Source organism: Cyclobacterium sp. 1_MG-2023 (genome assembly GCF_030546805.1).
In the GTDB taxonomy this organism is placed as follows: Bacteria; Bacteroidota; Bacteroidia; order Cytophagales; family Cyclobacteriaceae; genus Cyclobacterium.
The window spans coordinates 84,598-100,477 of the sequence record NZ_JAUOPC010000009.1; the positions used below are offsets into that span (position 1 = coordinate 84,598).

The 15,880-nt window shown below is 37.5% G+C and carries 15 protein-coding genes; 12 read left to right on the forward strand and 3 right to left on the reverse strand.

Annotation, left to right across the window (positions count from 1 at the left end; all coding sequences use genetic code 11):
* Positions 1–70: 70 nt before the first annotated feature.
* Both Q4534_RS15175 and creD read right to left on the reverse strand, forming a co-directional pair.
* The gene (locus Q4534_RS15175; protein WP_303613997.1) at positions 71–403 is read right to left on the reverse strand and encodes a helix-turn-helix transcriptional regulator; all 333 of its coding nucleotides are present in this window, start codon (positions 401–403) and stop codon (positions 71–73) included.
* Positions 404–666: 263 nt separating this feature from the next.
* Positions 667–1,989, reverse strand: coding sequence for a cell envelope integrity protein CreD (creD, locus tag Q4534_RS15180; RefSeq protein WP_303613998.1), 1,323 nt, complete (start codon positions 1,987–1,989; stop codon positions 667–669).
* Between the two features lie 562 nt (positions 1,990–2,551).
* On the opposite strand from creD, the gene Q4534_RS15185 reads away from it, so the two are divergent.
* From Q4534_RS15185 to Q4534_RS15240, 12 genes are all read left to right on the forward strand, one after another.
* Entirely contained in the window at positions 2,552–3,400 is an 849-nt protein-coding gene (locus Q4534_RS15185) for a universal stress protein (RefSeq protein ID WP_303613999.1), read from the forward strand.
* Between the two features lie 38 nt (positions 3,401–3,438).
* Positions 3,439–3,726, forward strand: a complete 288-nt coding sequence (locus Q4534_RS15190) for a hypothetical protein (protein ID WP_303614000.1) — start codon at positions 3,439–3,441, stop codon at positions 3,724–3,726.
* Positions 3,727–3,974: 248 nt separating this feature from the next.
* Positions 3,975–5,528 carry a M20/M25/M40 family metallo-hydrolase gene (locus tag Q4534_RS15195; protein WP_303614001.1) on the forward strand — a complete coding sequence of 518 codons (1,554 nt, stop codon included), beginning with the start codon at positions 3,975–3,977 and terminating at the stop codon, positions 5,526–5,528.
* Positions 5,529–5,909: 381 nt separating this feature from the next.
* Entirely contained in the window at positions 5,910–6,365 is a 456-nt protein-coding gene (locus Q4534_RS15200; RefSeq protein ID WP_303614002.1) for an excisionase family DNA-binding protein, read from the forward strand.
* Positions 6,355–6,918: a PIN domain-containing protein gene (locus tag Q4534_RS15205; RefSeq protein ID WP_303614003.1), complete on the forward strand. Its 564-nt coding sequence runs from the start codon at positions 6,355–6,357 to the stop codon at positions 6,916–6,918. Before Q4534_RS15200 ends, Q4534_RS15205 begins: the two co-directional genes overlap by 11 nt.
* Positions 6,919–7,017: 99 nt before the next feature.
* Complete coding sequence (locus Q4534_RS15210) at positions 7,018–8,670, forward strand: glycoside hydrolase family 172 protein (protein ID WP_303614004.1); 1,653 nt, start codon at positions 7,018–7,020, stop codon at positions 8,668–8,670.
* A 355-nt stretch (positions 8,671–9,025) separates the two neighbouring features.
* On the forward strand, positions 9,026–9,997 hold the full coding sequence (locus tag Q4534_RS15215; protein ID WP_303614005.1) for a type IV toxin-antitoxin system AbiEi family antitoxin: 972 nt from the start codon (positions 9,026–9,028) through the stop codon (positions 9,995–9,997).
* A complete protein-coding gene (locus Q4534_RS15220) occupies positions 9,972–10,814 on the forward strand; it encodes a hypothetical protein (protein ID WP_303614006.1) in 843 nt (280 codons plus the stop codon). The genes Q4534_RS15215 and Q4534_RS15220 overlap by 26 nt, the downstream gene beginning before the upstream one ends.
* 137 nt (positions 10,815–10,951) lie before the next feature.
* A complete protein-coding gene (locus Q4534_RS15225) occupies positions 10,952–11,734 on the forward strand; it encodes a ThuA domain-containing protein (RefSeq protein ID WP_303614007.1) in 783 nt (260 codons plus the stop codon).
* A gap of 313 nt (positions 11,735–12,047) precedes the next feature.
* Positions 12,048–12,821, forward strand: a complete 774-nt coding sequence (locus Q4534_RS15230; RefSeq protein WP_303614008.1) for a hypothetical protein — start codon at positions 12,048–12,050, stop codon at positions 12,819–12,821.
* Positions 12,822–12,914: 93 nt separating this feature from the next.
* Positions 12,915–13,646 carry a nuclease-related domain-containing protein gene (locus tag Q4534_RS15235; protein WP_303614009.1) on the forward strand — a complete coding sequence of 244 codons (732 nt, stop codon included), beginning with the start codon at positions 12,915–12,917 and terminating at the stop codon, positions 13,644–13,646.
* Between the two features lie 65 nt (positions 13,647–13,711).
* Positions 13,712–14,812, forward strand: coding sequence for a hypothetical protein (locus Q4534_RS15240; protein ID WP_303614010.1), 1,101 nt, complete (start codon positions 13,712–13,714; stop codon positions 14,810–14,812).
* Here Q4534_RS15240 and Q4534_RS15245 read toward each other — a convergent pair.
* Entirely contained in the window at positions 14,809–15,360 is a 552-nt protein-coding gene (locus Q4534_RS15245) for an NADPH-dependent FMN reductase (RefSeq protein ID WP_303614011.1), read from the reverse strand. The two genes, Q4534_RS15240 and Q4534_RS15245, sit on opposite strands and share 4 nt — an antisense overlap.
* Positions 15,361–15,880 lie beyond the last annotated feature (520 nt).

Below are 15,880 nucleotides of genomic sequence, written 5' to 3' on the forward strand. Positions count from 1 at the left end.
TGATCTTAATAAATGATTCCGTAATGAATTTGGTCTCAACGGCTAAAATTCAGTTTTAGGTTCTTTATCTTTAGCAGCAAGTGGGCTTAATGGAATGGCCTTGGTTTAAAAAATCGGTCAATATTGCTTTCATGGCGGCCCATTTTTCTTTGTTGATGCAGTAACAAACACTTGTTCCTTCCACATTGCCCTGTATTAGTCCTAACTGTTTAAGCTCTTTTAAATGTTGGGATATGGTAGGTTGGGCCAGACCGATTTCATTGACGATATCTCCACAAACGCAGGAATCAATTTTAAACAGGTATTGTAAAATGGATACCCTGGCTGGATGCCCAAAGGCTTTTGCAAACAAAGCGATTTCGTTTTGTTTGTCGGTAAATATCTCTGTTTTTGCTAAGCCCATCCTTGGTTATTGTTTGATTGCAATATTACGATAATTAATTAAATACTCAAAACAGGATATGGTTCTTTATGGTGAATGATTCATTAAATTTAAAGAGGTAATATATTTTGTTTGGTAAGGGCTTATGTAATTCCTAATCTATGGAATGATGGGCTTCACCCATCCCGTTGAGATATCAGCCTTTTAGGCAAAGGTTTCACATTTTTCGGGAAAGAAAATGCGAAACCTTTGGGCTACCTCTATCTCTAAATGTGGCAGGATTACTATTTTTCTCCTTCCAAGTTAATATTGTACCAATCAATCTTACGTGAGAAGTACATAACCAGCCCCAGAATAATGAATAAACCGATACTTCCAATAAGGAGCGCATAGTCCTGAAGTTGAATAATTACAAAGATGAAGCTGTAAAGCACCGTTAAAATTCCGGTGATCAGCATGGTTAATTTACCCGATTTTAAGATGGCCCTCACGTATCCTGCGATAAGGGACAAAGTTGCTATAGCGGAAACAATAAAGGCGAGATTAAATTTAAGGTGTTCGGATATGGAAAGTAAAAGCGTATAAAAAACAATCAATGAAACCCCAACCAGGATGTATTGGATTGGGTGAATAAAAATTTTATTTAGTACCTCAATAAAGAAAAATACAAGGAAGGTAAAGCCAATAAATAAGATTGCATATCGGATGGATCTGTAGGTTTTTTGGTAATTGTCGACTGGCAGGAGTAGGTCTATTCCAAAAGAAGAGGGATCAATGGAATGTCGGCTTCCGGCCCATATTTGAGGGTAGTTTCTATTTAAATGCAAGATGTTCCAATTCGCATTGAATCCCTTATCATTTACTTCTCTATGGTCGGGCAAAAATGCACCATTAAAACTTGGGTTGGGCCATTCTGAAGATAAATCAATATCCGTTATTTTGCCAACCGGGGTAAAATACAGTTTTTGGCTTCCTTTTATGTCTAGACTCAAATCAAAATCGTAAATTTTATCAACATTTGGGTCGATCGCTAAAGAAGCATTGATGCCGCTACCTGCGATATCATTGGTAGGTACACCGGGATTGAAGGAGACCTTTTCCTTATTCCAATTCAAATTCACTTGTTCTTCGATCCCTCTGAGGTCATTTATCCCCAACACAAATTCTGCCTGATCAAATAAAATATCTTTAGTTTGGATATCAAGTGCTTTCAGGTCAAATTGGTTAAATGTTCCAGAAATATCAAGTTTAGAATTGTAGACGACGATTTCGTAGATGCCTCTATGGCGTTTCTCGGGGTTTATATTGCCGGAAATATTAAGCTTTGTTGGTAATATATGGAGATGCTCTTTTATCTGAACTATTTTTTCAATGGAATCTTTGGGTGAAAATTGCTTTACATAGCGATGGTAAGGAATGGAAATAAAAGGACCGGAAATTGTCTGTTCCTCACCCCATTTGGCACTGACTTCCCTGATTGCTTCATCTTGGGTCCACTCCCTTTCACTAATTAAATTTTCAATCATAAAAGTTGGAATGAGTAATAACAAACCGATGATGGTGATTGTAGTTACTTTAAAGTAAATATTGGTTTTTAAGTTTTTCATTGGAAGGGAGGCTTACAATTGTTTATACGGAGAAAGGGACTGTATTTTTTCAGATTATCAAAGAGTGTGCCTTACTAGGTTAAATTTGGTTAAACCCAGAATCGAGAAATGAAATATTTTGCCCTGGCTTGTGGAATCACTAAACTATGTACCGATGGGCTTCACCCATCGCTATGAGATGCCAGCCTTTCAGGCCTCCACTTTATAGAAATAACTTTATTCTAGCCCTGCAGGGGCGAAATATCCTAGCACAGGGTGAAGCCCTGTGTCAGCATCAACAATTGTAAATCCAAGCCCTGGAGGGGCGGAATATCTTATCTACATGAAGTATCAACGCTTTGCTAAAACCTCCAAACAACCTGATTTTTTCGCGATTGCAACCCTTCCCATAAACATGGCACAGGCTTCCTGAATCCTATGGCACAATCCGAGTTAAATCCATGTAGTTGTAAACAGAAACCCATGAAGGATTTCTCTCGCTATGAGGTGATTAGTGACTTATGTCATACAAGTTCTACTATGTTTCAAGTAGTTTTAAAATGAAAACCAAAAGAAGCTTGTTATGAAAAAGATTTTGTTTGCCACGGATTTTTCTGAAAATGCTGAAAAGTCTCTTGATTTTGCATTAAACCTTGCTAGAAACCATGGTGCTGAATTGATAATGCTTCATGTATTTGAAGTGCCTACTGCATGGGAATATCCCTACATAGAAGACCCCCTTGATATGGAACAGCAGGGTATTAGGGAGGCAGAGAAAAAATTAGTAGCGCTCTTCGAATCCCATACCGGGAGCGATGAAGTTTTGGATGTGACTTACCTGACTGTTGAAAATGATTCTATGACAAAGGGGATATTAGAGGCCATAGAAAAGAGCAGTGCGGACCTTGTGGTGATGGGAACCAAAGGAGGGAGTAAAGTCAAAGAATTGCTGATTGGAAGTACCACCAAATCTCTATTGAGCAAGTCTCCCGTCCCAATTTTGGCTGTACCGGAGAACGTTTTAGCATTTAAATTGAAAAAAGTGCTTTTCGCCTCTGATTTCCAAAAAGAAGACCTCAAGGCCCTGCAAGATTTGGTACAAATCATATCTCCTTTTCATCCTGAAATCATTGTTACGCATGTAAGTAAATATGATGAGGCTGAAAGTGCCGAGTTTTTCGAATACTTTAAAAAACAAATTCATGACCTGATAGACTATCCTAATATTAGTTTTCAGGGGCTGTATTCTGAGAAAGCGGAAGATCGATTAGTGCATTTTATAGATCAAAACCAGATAGACCTATTGGTTATGCTGGAAAAGAAAGAGAACGGACTATTGGAAAAATTGTTTCATCCGGATCTGGTGAAAAAAATGGAGTTCCGGAGTCATGTGCCTGTTCTGAGTTTAATGAAAAACAATTATTCCAACTGAATCAAAATCAATAATCTACTTTGTAACCTTATAATATCATGATAACTAAAAGAATTTCCTGGATTTTAATTGTCCTTTCCATCCTTATTGGTGGCTATTTTTATGGCATTGCCTACCAAAATTATGCCGCTAGTTTCTTGCAATTGTTTGCTGTTGTGCCATTTCTAATGTTTATGGCAGGTGTACATGGCTTATTGACCCATAATATCAGTCCCCGAACAAAGCACAATATGCTTGTTTATCCTTTGGTGATGGGCTTGATCTATGTCGTTATGTTTTTCATCCATCTCTTTATCATTTTCCCTTTAATTTGTCCGGGACTTTGATTGACAGGCATTTTACTATATAATTCCTCATGGTGTGGTCTATACTAAACGTTTCTGTGAGGCATAGAGAACCCTAAGGTTTAAATAAGAGGGAAAAGGTATAGGGATTAGGTGGAGGTATTCTCAAATCTTGCTTTAGTCCATAACTAGTCCGCTATATCTAACATTATAATTATTTGTGGCCTTGTGCTTTCATAATTCTTTCTTAATTTCATTCGATTTTAACCAAGTATATTTTCGATCACCTTATGAAAGTCTTTTCTACTCTATTTATTGCCCTATTTCTTTTTGTTGGATTCAGTTCCTTTGGACAAACAACATCCCAAGCGATTTCCAAAATCAACACCGAAGGCTTTCAGCGGTCACAGGTCATGCAGCTTATAGGAGATTTGTCCGATGTTTATGGGCCTAGATTGACCGGTACCGATCAGTACCTTACCGCAGCCCATTGGGCGAAGAAAACCATGGAAGCTTGGGGAGTGGACAAGGTGTATTTCGAGAATTATTGTGACGACTGTATGGGTTGGGAAGTGAAGTCATTTAATGTGGAAATGATTGAACCGGCCTATATGAAAATAGATGCCTATCCTTATGCCTGGACCGAAAGTTCCAAGGGTGTGCAAATAGGGGACATGGTATGGATAGAAAATTATGGAGCTATTGAAGCCGTGAAAAAACAATGGGCAGGGAAACTGAAAGGGAAGACGGTATTGATAGGCTCGGTTCCCAAGAAAAACATGTTGTTCGATCCACTTTCGGAAAGATTTACCGAAGAGGAAATCGAGGGCGCTAAAAAAGATATACTACCAGCCTCTCCAAGTCCATTGGGCCCAACTTCCGGAAATGTTGACCTGGTAGCAAATAAGGATGTTGTTTTTGAAAAAGGAATGCGGAAGAACGATGCTTTTTATGCCTTCCTGAAAGAAGAAGGAGCATTAAGTATTTTAGGAACTACCCCTTTATTTCCAGGTATTGTTCATCCGAGTGGTACCTACAGTTTTAGAGAAAGTCACATCAAATCAGTGCCCTATTTTGCAATCTCTCCGGAAAGTTTCGGGAAATTAAAACGTCTTGTTGACAGAGAAATCCATCCAAAAATCAAATTTCATTTGGATTCAGAGCTTTATTTGAAGCCGGAAAATAATGTGAACATCATAGGAGAAATTACAGGTTCAGACCCCAAATTAAAAGATGAAGTGGTGATGATAGGTGCCCATTTTGACACTTGGCATCCGGCATCCGGCGCCACAGACAATGGAGCAGGCACCGGTGTGATGATGGAAGTGATGCGTATCCTCAAAGCCACAGGATTGAAACCCAAGCGAACCATAAGAATTGCCCTATGGGGAGGCGAGGAACAAGGCTTTTTAGGTTCATTGGCCTATGCTGAGGACCACTATGGCAAAGTAGGGGAAACAAGCAGAAAGAAGGAAGTTGAAAAAATTTCTGCCTATTTAAACATGGACAATGGGGCAGGTAAAATGCGAGGCATCTACCTGCAGGGAAATGAAGGCGTACGACCTGTTTTTGAGGAAATGCTGGCGCCTTATGATCATCTTGATGTGGGTAATCTAAGTATTCAAAATACCAACTACACCGACCACGATGTTTTTGATTATTACAAAATCCCCGGATTCCAGATCATTCAGGACATGTTAAACTATTTCACCGTAACCCACCATACCAACCTGGATGCCTTGGAATACGTGCCCGAACGAGATGTGATGATCAATGCCACAGTAATTGCATCCCTTGTCTATCAAATTGCAGAGAGAGAGGAAATGATGCCTAGGGAGGAGTAGGGGTAGGTTTTATAGATTTGGATTATGTATTAAACACCCTGTTTTTTGATGAATTGGTAGCCTTCTTCGCCTAATACAAAAGCTATGGCTTATATTTTTTTAGAAAAAACAAGTTTTATATTTTCTAACTGAATAATATCCATTGGTTGTTACAGTAAATATCTTGTTTTCAAAATTAAATGTAGGGATGACACTTGAATAATTGTCCTAAATCCTTAATTTAAGGGTTGGAATTTTGGGGGATGGTATATAGTCCATATATACTCATTTACCTGTTAATATATTGCTATATATAGCTATTGCCCTTCATTTGGAATAAATTCGAAATAAACGAACGCTGTTTCGAGTATTTCGTATATTTACTGTGCAAAGTAAATAGACATGAACAACATTGATAACATAGAAAGACCTTCTAAAGAAGAGCAAAAGACAGCGATGGAATCCTATGGTGCCTTGGCCGCAGCATTAGATCAAATTCATTCTGATTACCCTGAAATTGAAATCGAAGAGACTAACGAGAGAATTAAGATTCCTTTAAAAGCACTGCAACTTCTAGCTAAAATTCTGAAGGAAACCAGCCAGGGTAAACCTGTGTCTATAGTTCCAATTGCAACTGAAATTACTACTCAGGCAGCAGCGGAACTTATAGGGTGCTCAAGACCACATTTGGTGAAATTACTTGAAACCGGAGAAATTAGCTTTACAAAAATTGGTAAACACAGAAGAATTAAATATCAAGACATTATTGATTATAAAAGAAAAATGAAAGCCAAACAACGTGAGTTCCTTAAAGAAATCATGAGGGCTGACGAAGAAGCGGGGTTGTATGATTCATAGTGTTCGGTTCACTTGTGTACTTGATACCAATGTGATTTACCCTATTGATATCAGAGATCTTCTATTTTGGTTTGCCTCATATGATCTTTTCACCGTAAAATGGAGTAAGCACATATTTTGTGAATGGGAGAACGTGATGAAACGAAAGGGGGTTCCTGACCAAGAGATTAAAAAGAGATTAAGCAAAGCTCAACTTGCTTTCCCAGATGCATTGGTTGATAATTATGAGCCACTTGTTAACACGTTAGAATTGCCTGACGACAAAGATAGACATGTATTAGCAGCAGCAATTAAAACAAATGCGAACATTATTGTCACGAATAACATAAAGGACTTTCCTAAAGAATACTTGGCAAGCTTCGGATTAACAGCAAAGACAGCAGATGACTTTATAACGGACACAATTGATCTAAATACTGATCTTGCAGTGGAAGCTTTTAGAGCGTTGGTGTTGAATAGAACCAATCCCAATTTAGATGAATTTGAGATATTGGATCGATTTCGTAAAAATGAATTAATTGATTCGGCTAATTATTTACATGTTCTGATTTGAAAAGGAAAAACGAAAGAACAACATCATGTATGAAAATCATAGCTGCACAAGACAAATGCACAAACCAAAGCTACGATTCATACATTAAGCATTAACCTTATGATTCATTTACCTAAAATACTTCAGTTAAGCATTTTTGCATTTGCGCTATGTTGTCCTTTCTTTTCATGTACTGATGAAAGAAGTGCGGTGTCTGTGGAATCTATGTTGAACGAAATGGTGGATAGAGAGGAACAGTCACGATTTCCCAAAACAGATTTTCGGCTAAAGCAACAAAGCAGTTATAATCGGGCATCGGTGGATCCCAAAGACAGTATTGGCTGGTTCAAGAACCGCGACTTTAATGCCAATGAAAATGACCATAACTTTATTCGTACCGAAGAAAACAAGCAACAAAAGGAATGGGTGTTGATGGAGCACAATGGGCCGGGAGCTATTGTGCGTACCTGGATGCCTTACTTCCATGCCGACAAACCGGATACTGACCTACAGATTAAAATATATTTGGATGGGAATGCTGAACCGGTGCTAGAAGGAAATGCCTTGGGATTACTGAATGGAACGGGCCTAATACCCTATCCCTTTGCCCATCAATCCTTGCGCTCAGCAGTATCCTTCTTCCCGATACCCTATGCCAGAAGTTGTAAAATCACAACTACAGGGCCACCATTCTTTTATCAGTTTACCTACCGTGAATACCCGGAAGGAACAGCTGTGAAAACATTTACGATGGAAGATTTTGACAATTCTAAAAAATTGGCTGAGCAAGTTGGAAAAGAGATTTTAACCCCAACCAACTACAGTGAAGGAGAGCAGGTAAAGGTGCAAGCAACTTTGCTTGCAGGCGAAGAAAAAACCATAACACTGCCTGCAGGGGAGGCAGCCCTTAGGACACTTGCACTCAAACTTGGGTCTTATGAAAAAAGCGAGCGTATGCGCTCCACGATTATTAAAATGAATTTTGATGGAAAAGAAACCGTTTGGTGTCCAATAGGTGATTTTTTTGGCTCAGGAATAGGTTTGAATCCCTATCAAGGATGGCACAACACCGTTGGGGAAGATGGAACACTTACCAGTAGATGGGTCATGCCCTACCAATCTACAGCGAGCATTAGTGTTGAAAATTTAGATAGCGAGCCAATAACTATTGAATTAAATGCCATGGTGGATGATTATAAATGGGATACCAGAAGCATGTATTTTCATGCTGCTTGGAGAGGACAATACCCGGTTTCCACCCGTCCATTTTCCGACTGGAACTATGTAAGCCTTAAAGGTCGTGGGGTATATGTAGCAGATGCACTTACAGTGATGAATCCGGTAGAAAGATGGTGGGGAGAAGGAGACGAGAAGATCTGGGTAGATGGCGAAGATTTTCCATCCCTATTTGGTACTGGAACAGAAGACTATTATGGCTACTCCTGGGGCGGGAAAAGCACTGATTTTTACGAGCACCCCTTCCATGCCCAGCCCCGGTCCAATGTTTACAATAAATTCAACCGAAAAACAGGTGATGAAAGGAATAGCCAGGGTTTTAGTACTGAAACCCGTAGCAGAACTTTGGATGGTATGCCATTTTCATCCTCCTTGCAGTTGGATATGGAAATATGGAGTTGGACCGATTGTGAAATGGGCTATGGGGTAGGTGTAATGTGGTACGGTGATGCGGACATTACATCGAACAGGAAACCGGATGCGCAAGAAGCACTAAATGTACCTAAAATCAGTAGAACCTCCTCGGAATCAAAGTGAAAATGCATGCAATCAGTGAATAGAAAGAAGCGGAGTATAAAAAGCGAAGCGGATCCTTCGGCAGGCTCAGGGTCCAATTTATGAAACATTGTAAGGGTCTTGGTAATTAGTGTAACTATAGAGAATGGTTTCGGATTTTGATTTAAGGGGCTTATTATTTTAGGTAGTAACGCGGTAACTATACTTTAAAATTAGAGCGACCTATCATTGGTAAGTAGAACAAGGAATACAATCAAATGCCGACAGTGTAGCATAAGCTTTCTAGGACTGGACATGCTAGTGCATATGAGTAATTTTATACTGTTCACGTTTTTCTCTTGTTCACGTAACGTGAACATGTTATATTTGTGAACAAATGGAGAGAGAAATATTAAATATTGCCTTAGAGAACGTACAAAAAGAAGTTCCCTTTCAATTCGACTATTCACCAAAAGGACAATTCGATGGTGAACTTACACTATTTAATAACCAGCAACAGTATCACTTTTTTATTGAAGTAAAAAAAGAAGTACGTCAATACATTGTTGCTCAGTTAGAAGCACATAAAGGAATGGATTCAGACGTTCTTTTAGTAGCAAAACGGATTCCTAGCAAAGTAAAAATCGCCTTGCGCGAACGAAAAATGCCTTATATAGAGGCAAATGGTAATGTTTATATAGAAAAAGGACATTTATTCTTATTAGTAGATACCCACAAACCGATTAACCACACAAATGAAAAAGGGAATAGAGCATTTACAAAAACGGGGTTAAAAGTACTCTTTCATTTTTTACTTAAACCAGAGCTCGTGAATAAAACTCAAAGAGAAATCGCAGAATATACAGGTGTAGGTTTAGGTAATATCCCGCAAGTCTTAGATGGGCTGAAGGCAACTGGATATCTTCTGCCACTAAATAAAAAAGAGTATACTTGGCAAAAAAGAAAAGAATTGTTATTTCGCTGGATCGAAGATTATGAAACTATCCTTAAGCCAGGGTTAAAGAAAAAGACTTACCAAATGAGGGTAGATTGGAAAGATATTCAATTAAATGAGGGGATTGCTGCTTGGGGAGGGGAGCCAGGAGCAGATTTGATTACCCATTATTTACGACCTGAGAAATTTATTCTTTATACGAATGAAGACCAAGCTAACCTAATACGAAACTATAAACTTAAACCTAAGAAAGATGGTGATCTAGAAGTCGTGGAAATGTTCTGGAATCAAAACCTGAATACCCAAACTGCTCCTTCAATAATTGTTTATGCTGAACTTTTAATTGGAGGAGGAAAACGAAATAAGGAAACTGCAGCAATGATATTTAATGAGCAAATCAAATCAATCATATAAAGAGTTAGCGATACCCCATTTTTCCGAAGTATTTCATCTCATTGATGAAGTAATGGAACAATTTGGAGTCCCATATTACCTTATTGGTGCAAATGCTATTGCTTTAGAATTACTTAAAGATGGTTTTAAACCAAGTCGAGGTACAAAAGACATAGATTTTGCCATTATGCTTTCTTCTATGAAAGAATACGAGGAGATTGGAGAAGCTTTAAAAATTAAAGGCTTTCGTAAAGCGAAAGAACCATGGACTTATTATTTTGAGAAGGATAATGTAGTTATAGATTTACTGCCATTAGGTCAAATACAAGAAAATGACACAGAGGATTTTAATAAACGGTATTCAGATTTGCACATCCTAGGTTTTCAAGAAGTGCTGGAATCACCCTCTTCTATACGAATAGAAAATAAATGGGTTAACGTCCCCCCTTTAGCTGGTATGATACTTTTAAAATTAATTGCATGGAGTGATAGGCCAGAAGAAAGAGATAATGATTTAGGAGATATCCTAAAAATAATAACCCATTTTTATGATATCGAATTCGATAAAATTACCAAAAAACATTATGATACGATGATTACCGATGATTTTGATGAGAGGGTAATTGCGGCAGAGGTTCTAGGTAGAGAGGCAAGAGAATACCTGAAAAAATCGAAACAATTTAATGACCGTATTCAGAAAGTAGTAGCTGAGAACCTTACGGAAGTACACCTTTCAGGTATTGCCAAGGAATGGTCACGGCAATCTGAAGATGATGTCGAGTATACATTTAGTTTACTGAAGGCATTTCAAAAAGGAATAACTAAAGAAAATGACTAAAAGAAGGAGCGCTGACAGTTTACTCATTATTATTAACTTTAAGAGAACTTATAAGGTAAGTTATCATACGCTAAACTACAGGGTAGGAGAAAGTAGGTATATACCTATACTTTGGCTCTAGAAAAAAACAGAAAACCATGAACCTAAAATCACCATCGTTTAAATTTTTGTTGGTACTAATCGTACTGATACCTATTTCAATTTCAGCTTTTGCACAAAAGAACAAGGTTTTAATAGTGTCTGATACCTGGCCTGAAATGGACGTTCTGGCGGATGGCTTGAAGGAAAATGGTTACCTCGTCAGCAAAGCAAATGAAGAAGAACTTCAATCCGATTTATCCGGTTTTGACTTTGTTTTTATGTATGTTCATGTAACCCATGCTCCAAGAACGACACAGGTATTAATTGATTATACCATGAATGGAGGTTCATTGGTTGTCTTGCATCATGGAATTTCCTCTTCAAAAATGAAAAATCCCGAATGGCTTGAATTTTTAGGTATAAAATTGTACCCAAGGGACCATAAGGAATACCCATGGAAGGTATTGGCTAATTTGACCTATTCCATGGTAAATCTAAATCCCGGACATTTTATCACCAGCAATGGGATCAACTATGAAAAAGCCGTCCCATTTAAATCCGAGTACGAAACAAATTACGATGGGGAGTGGGAGTTTGATGCTTTCCAACTTTTCAATACTGAGTTGTTTTTAAACCAGCATTTTACCGACGACCAAAAGACCGTTTTATTTGGTTTTAGGACAGAGGGTGGAGCAAGAGCCCAGCCCACTTCAGGCTGGTACAGTCCAAAAGGCAAAGGGATGGTGTTTTATTACCAGGCAGGGCATGCGGCATCAGATTATAAAAACCCAAATTTTCTCCAGGTTATATTGAATACCCTTGAGTGGGAGCCTAGTTAAGGCTAGTGTCTCTAACCCTGAGAATGGTCCCGGAGCCTGCCGAAAGGTGTCGATGCGTGCAATTTTAGATTGAACAATTCAAACGGGGTTCATTTCAATGGATATTATCTTAATCTATCATTTTTACTATTACTTTGGTGTTTAACCATGAAGCATGAATTTCAAATATAATTGAACCCATGAAATTGGGTTTTTATGTCCCATATTCTTAATTTGATAGAATTAATATGTGTTAGAAATTGGGAGCATAATTTATAAAACACAAATTCCTTGGAAAATATGGGTATATATAAATGTTAAGTATTATTTGAAAATGAAACCATTAGAATTTGAATTTAGGTCCTACCTTGAGGAGGTGACGTACATTGAAGGTGAGTTGTTAACGATTAGGTCTGCAATACGTGAGTTTAACGAGAAACATTCTTTCAAATCTTGGACTAGATTGATTGAAGGAACATCCTCTTATCGTGATCTCAGAATACGAGGAAATAATCTTAAACTTTCAGAATTCAGAACAGAAGTAAACACTCATAACCTTCAAGAGACTTTTGAAAGGATTGAAAGTAGAGAATCTATGTTCGCTTTGAGTCAGGTATACGAGGTGTTTGAAGGGTATTTAAAACGAATTCTACAAGTTTTTTTCGAACTCAACCCTTCTCTGTCCTCTAGGCTCGGTAAGTACGAGCAACTTTTCATCCAGAACGAAAAAAATGGAGCTTTTATAAAACAAATGCAGAGAAAGGACAGGAACAACAAGAAACTCCTGTGGATTGTGAGGAAAATTTCTAAAAGTTATGAAAAAATTGAAAAAGAAAATTCATCCAAGATTCAATTAAACATTTGGTTTGACCTAACTTCTGACATTAGACACACTATAGTCCATAATCGATTCAAAGCAAGCAATATATTTAAATCACGTCTTAAGGAGAATAATAAACTTAAGTATTTTGAAATAGCTTACGTAATAAATAATCAATCCATAATAACGACAAACAGACTTAAAATAGAAAGACAAATTTCCTTATTGAATTCCATGGCCTTCCTAATTATGGAATGCTTGAAAAAAGAAAACAGCAATACTCGTTAACTAAGTAATATGATGGTTGGATCAATCTAAGTAGAATGTATTGAGTTTACGATAAGATGCGCGGAATAAAGATTAGATATTGAAAAGCTAGCAATGGGAGTTTGGGAACTATTATTAAAAAATTACGATATCATTTTTTGGATACTAATTAGTCTGGTTCTTCTTAAGGTGATTTTTTCGTTGATAAGAAAATTTAGGGATAGAAAACTTCTAAAGACCGTTACTTCACTTAACCGTGGGACCCAATCAGAAAGAAACTTGGTTTTGCAATTACTGAAATGGGGTGTTCCTGCACCAACAATCTTCCATGATTTATGCATTGAAATGAAGAATGGAGAGTTTTCTCAGGTTGATGTTGCAGTTGCAACATCAGAAGGAATTATTGTGTTTGAAGTGAAGGATTATAAAGGGTGGATTTTTGGAAATGCAAATCATTCACATTGGACTAAAGTTCTAACTTATGGAAAGAAGAAATATAGATTTTACAACCCTATAAAACAAAATAATCGTCACATTGAGATTTTAAGAAGACAATTAAGACAGTTTGAAAAAATTCCGTTTTTCTCAATAATAGTTTTCTTTGGGAATTGTGAATTCAAAGAAATAAATTTCGTTCCTGAAGGGACATATCTAGTAAAATTCCCGAGGTTATTCGAAGTGCTTAGACTTATTAAGCAGAACAATGAAGCCGCTCCTTATACCAACAAAAAAGAAGTTGTTGAAGTGTTAAAAAAAGCAGTTATTAAAGGTGGGAATTTAGGTAATCAGGAAAAACACATCGAAAATATTAATGATATGTTGGGTAAGAATAGAATATTTGACTAAAAAATGTTGGTGTCTGATACAGGTATTTTCCAACACTTACACCATAAATTGATTTTATATCCATTATGCAAAGGATTTATATTCTTATAGCAGTATTAACATTAACCAGTTTCTCAATCAGCTGTAAAAATAAGCAGGGCAATGAATTACTTCTAGAAGTTGAAGCGCTTGACAAATCCTATGAAAACCTGTTCGTTTTTTATGCCAATTTATATGATCCTGGTACCGGAGGATTTTATGATAGCCCCGAAAAAAAGACGGGGCCGAGAATTGAATCTACGTGCAGGGTCATTAGCAGGCTTGATGACAACGGGTTAATAAATACAGTACCAGAGCCATTTAAGAAAAAATGGGTGGGATTTCTTCATTCGTTTCAAGATTCTGTCACTGGGTTTTATGACGACCCAAACGAACATCGGAATATAGACATGAGAAGGGGAAGAGCACTAGCTTATGTGAAGGGCGCATTTAAGCGATTAGGTGCCAGTACAAAATACCCTTATCCAAAAATTAAGGGAAACAAGGATGATGAAGAGGATGGCCTAATTCATTTGAAATCTGTCGAAAACTTTAATCATTGGATGGACACTTTGGGCTGGGAAGAAAACCCTTGGAAGGCAGGAGGAACTTTGTCTGCCCAAGGCAATGTAATCGCCTCTCTTGAAGATTCCTTACAAGAACAAATAGTGGAGGAAATGTTTGATTTTCTTGCTGAAAACCAAAACAAAAATGGTTTTTGGGGAGGAGGTTCATTGTATGTTCAACTTTCAGGTGCCTTTAAAGTCAGTACGCTCTATGGTGTATATGATAGGCAAATGCCAAATGCCAAGCGCATTCTCAAAAGCACCTTAAAATGCATTCGTGAAGAGGAATGTCGCAATTCCACTTGGGTTAGGAATCCACTTAATTTACTGGCCGTTATAAAACCCTATGTTGCCATTAGCGAGGAAGAGAAAAATGATATCATTAAAATTTCGATTGACAATGTCCTGCGATTCTCACGTAATGATGGAGGTTTCGCAAATTCATTAAAGGATGAATATGGTACAACAGATGGATGTTCCCAGGCCATTATCACCAGAAATGCTTTGCGTGATTGGGTAGGATTGGAGCCACTGGTTTTACCAAATACCGATTCGTTTTTAATGACCTTGCAATCGAATTAAAAGATGTTCCTTTTTCCTTCAATTGAATGGATAAAAGCTCCAAGGAAGAAGGCCAATTGATTTTTTGTAGGTTGATCTGTTATTTCCCCTGCAGAATTTACCTTTCCCTTGATGCCTTGGATCAAAAGGGATGTTTCCTCTTTGCAAGTTGCCTGAATGGTTTCCATGATTAGTTTCAATTCTTCATGTCCTTTTAACCCACTTGCTGAGGCCGTTATCAGACCAACAGGCTTTTCTGAAAAAACGGTCGTAGAAACACACCATTCCAATACATTTTTTAAACCGCTGGGTATACTAAAAACATATTCCGGGCTACAAATTATCACCCCGTCTGCTTTGGTAATTTTCTCTCTTAAGGAGATGATTTTTTCCGGCACATTGTTTTCCGTTAATGTAGTTTGGAAATGGGGCAGTTCCGTCAAATTATCGAGGATTTCCATGTTAAATATAGCTTTTCCCAAATCCCCGAGGTATTTTAATAGGCTAAGGTTGGCGGAGTTTGGGCTGGCGCTACCACAAATACCTAGGATGTTTATTTTTGTTACCATATGGGATTTTGAAAAATAGAAATTTGATTGATAGGGTTATTTAGTTAGTTAAGTAAAAATCCTCCAATAGAGGATAGAGAGTCCTTAATTTAACCAATTTTTTTGGATATTGTCAGGTTTGGAAAATGGCTTTCACCCCTTTGGATTTTGATTTGAGATGGGTTTTGGTTCTATAATCCTGTCATCCCTTCGGGATTTGGTTTAGGACATGGTGAATTTGGTTATTCAATATTTAAAATCAGGTAATTGTGAGCCTACCGAAGTGGAATGTGTAGGTCTTCAGGTATTTAAAAAAGGGAATAATATTTTTCAAACCCCAAAGGGGTGTTAAGATTATAGAAAATAGGGTTAGGGCAGGATTTAAACTCCTTAGGAGTGGCATATCAATTTAGGTTATCAAAAAAATCTGTTTTAAATCATTGGTAAAAGTCAAGGGAAAGATTTGGGCATAATTTTACCTTGACAAAGTAAGTTAATGTCACCCCTTTGGATTTTGATTTGAGATGGATTTTGGATCTAT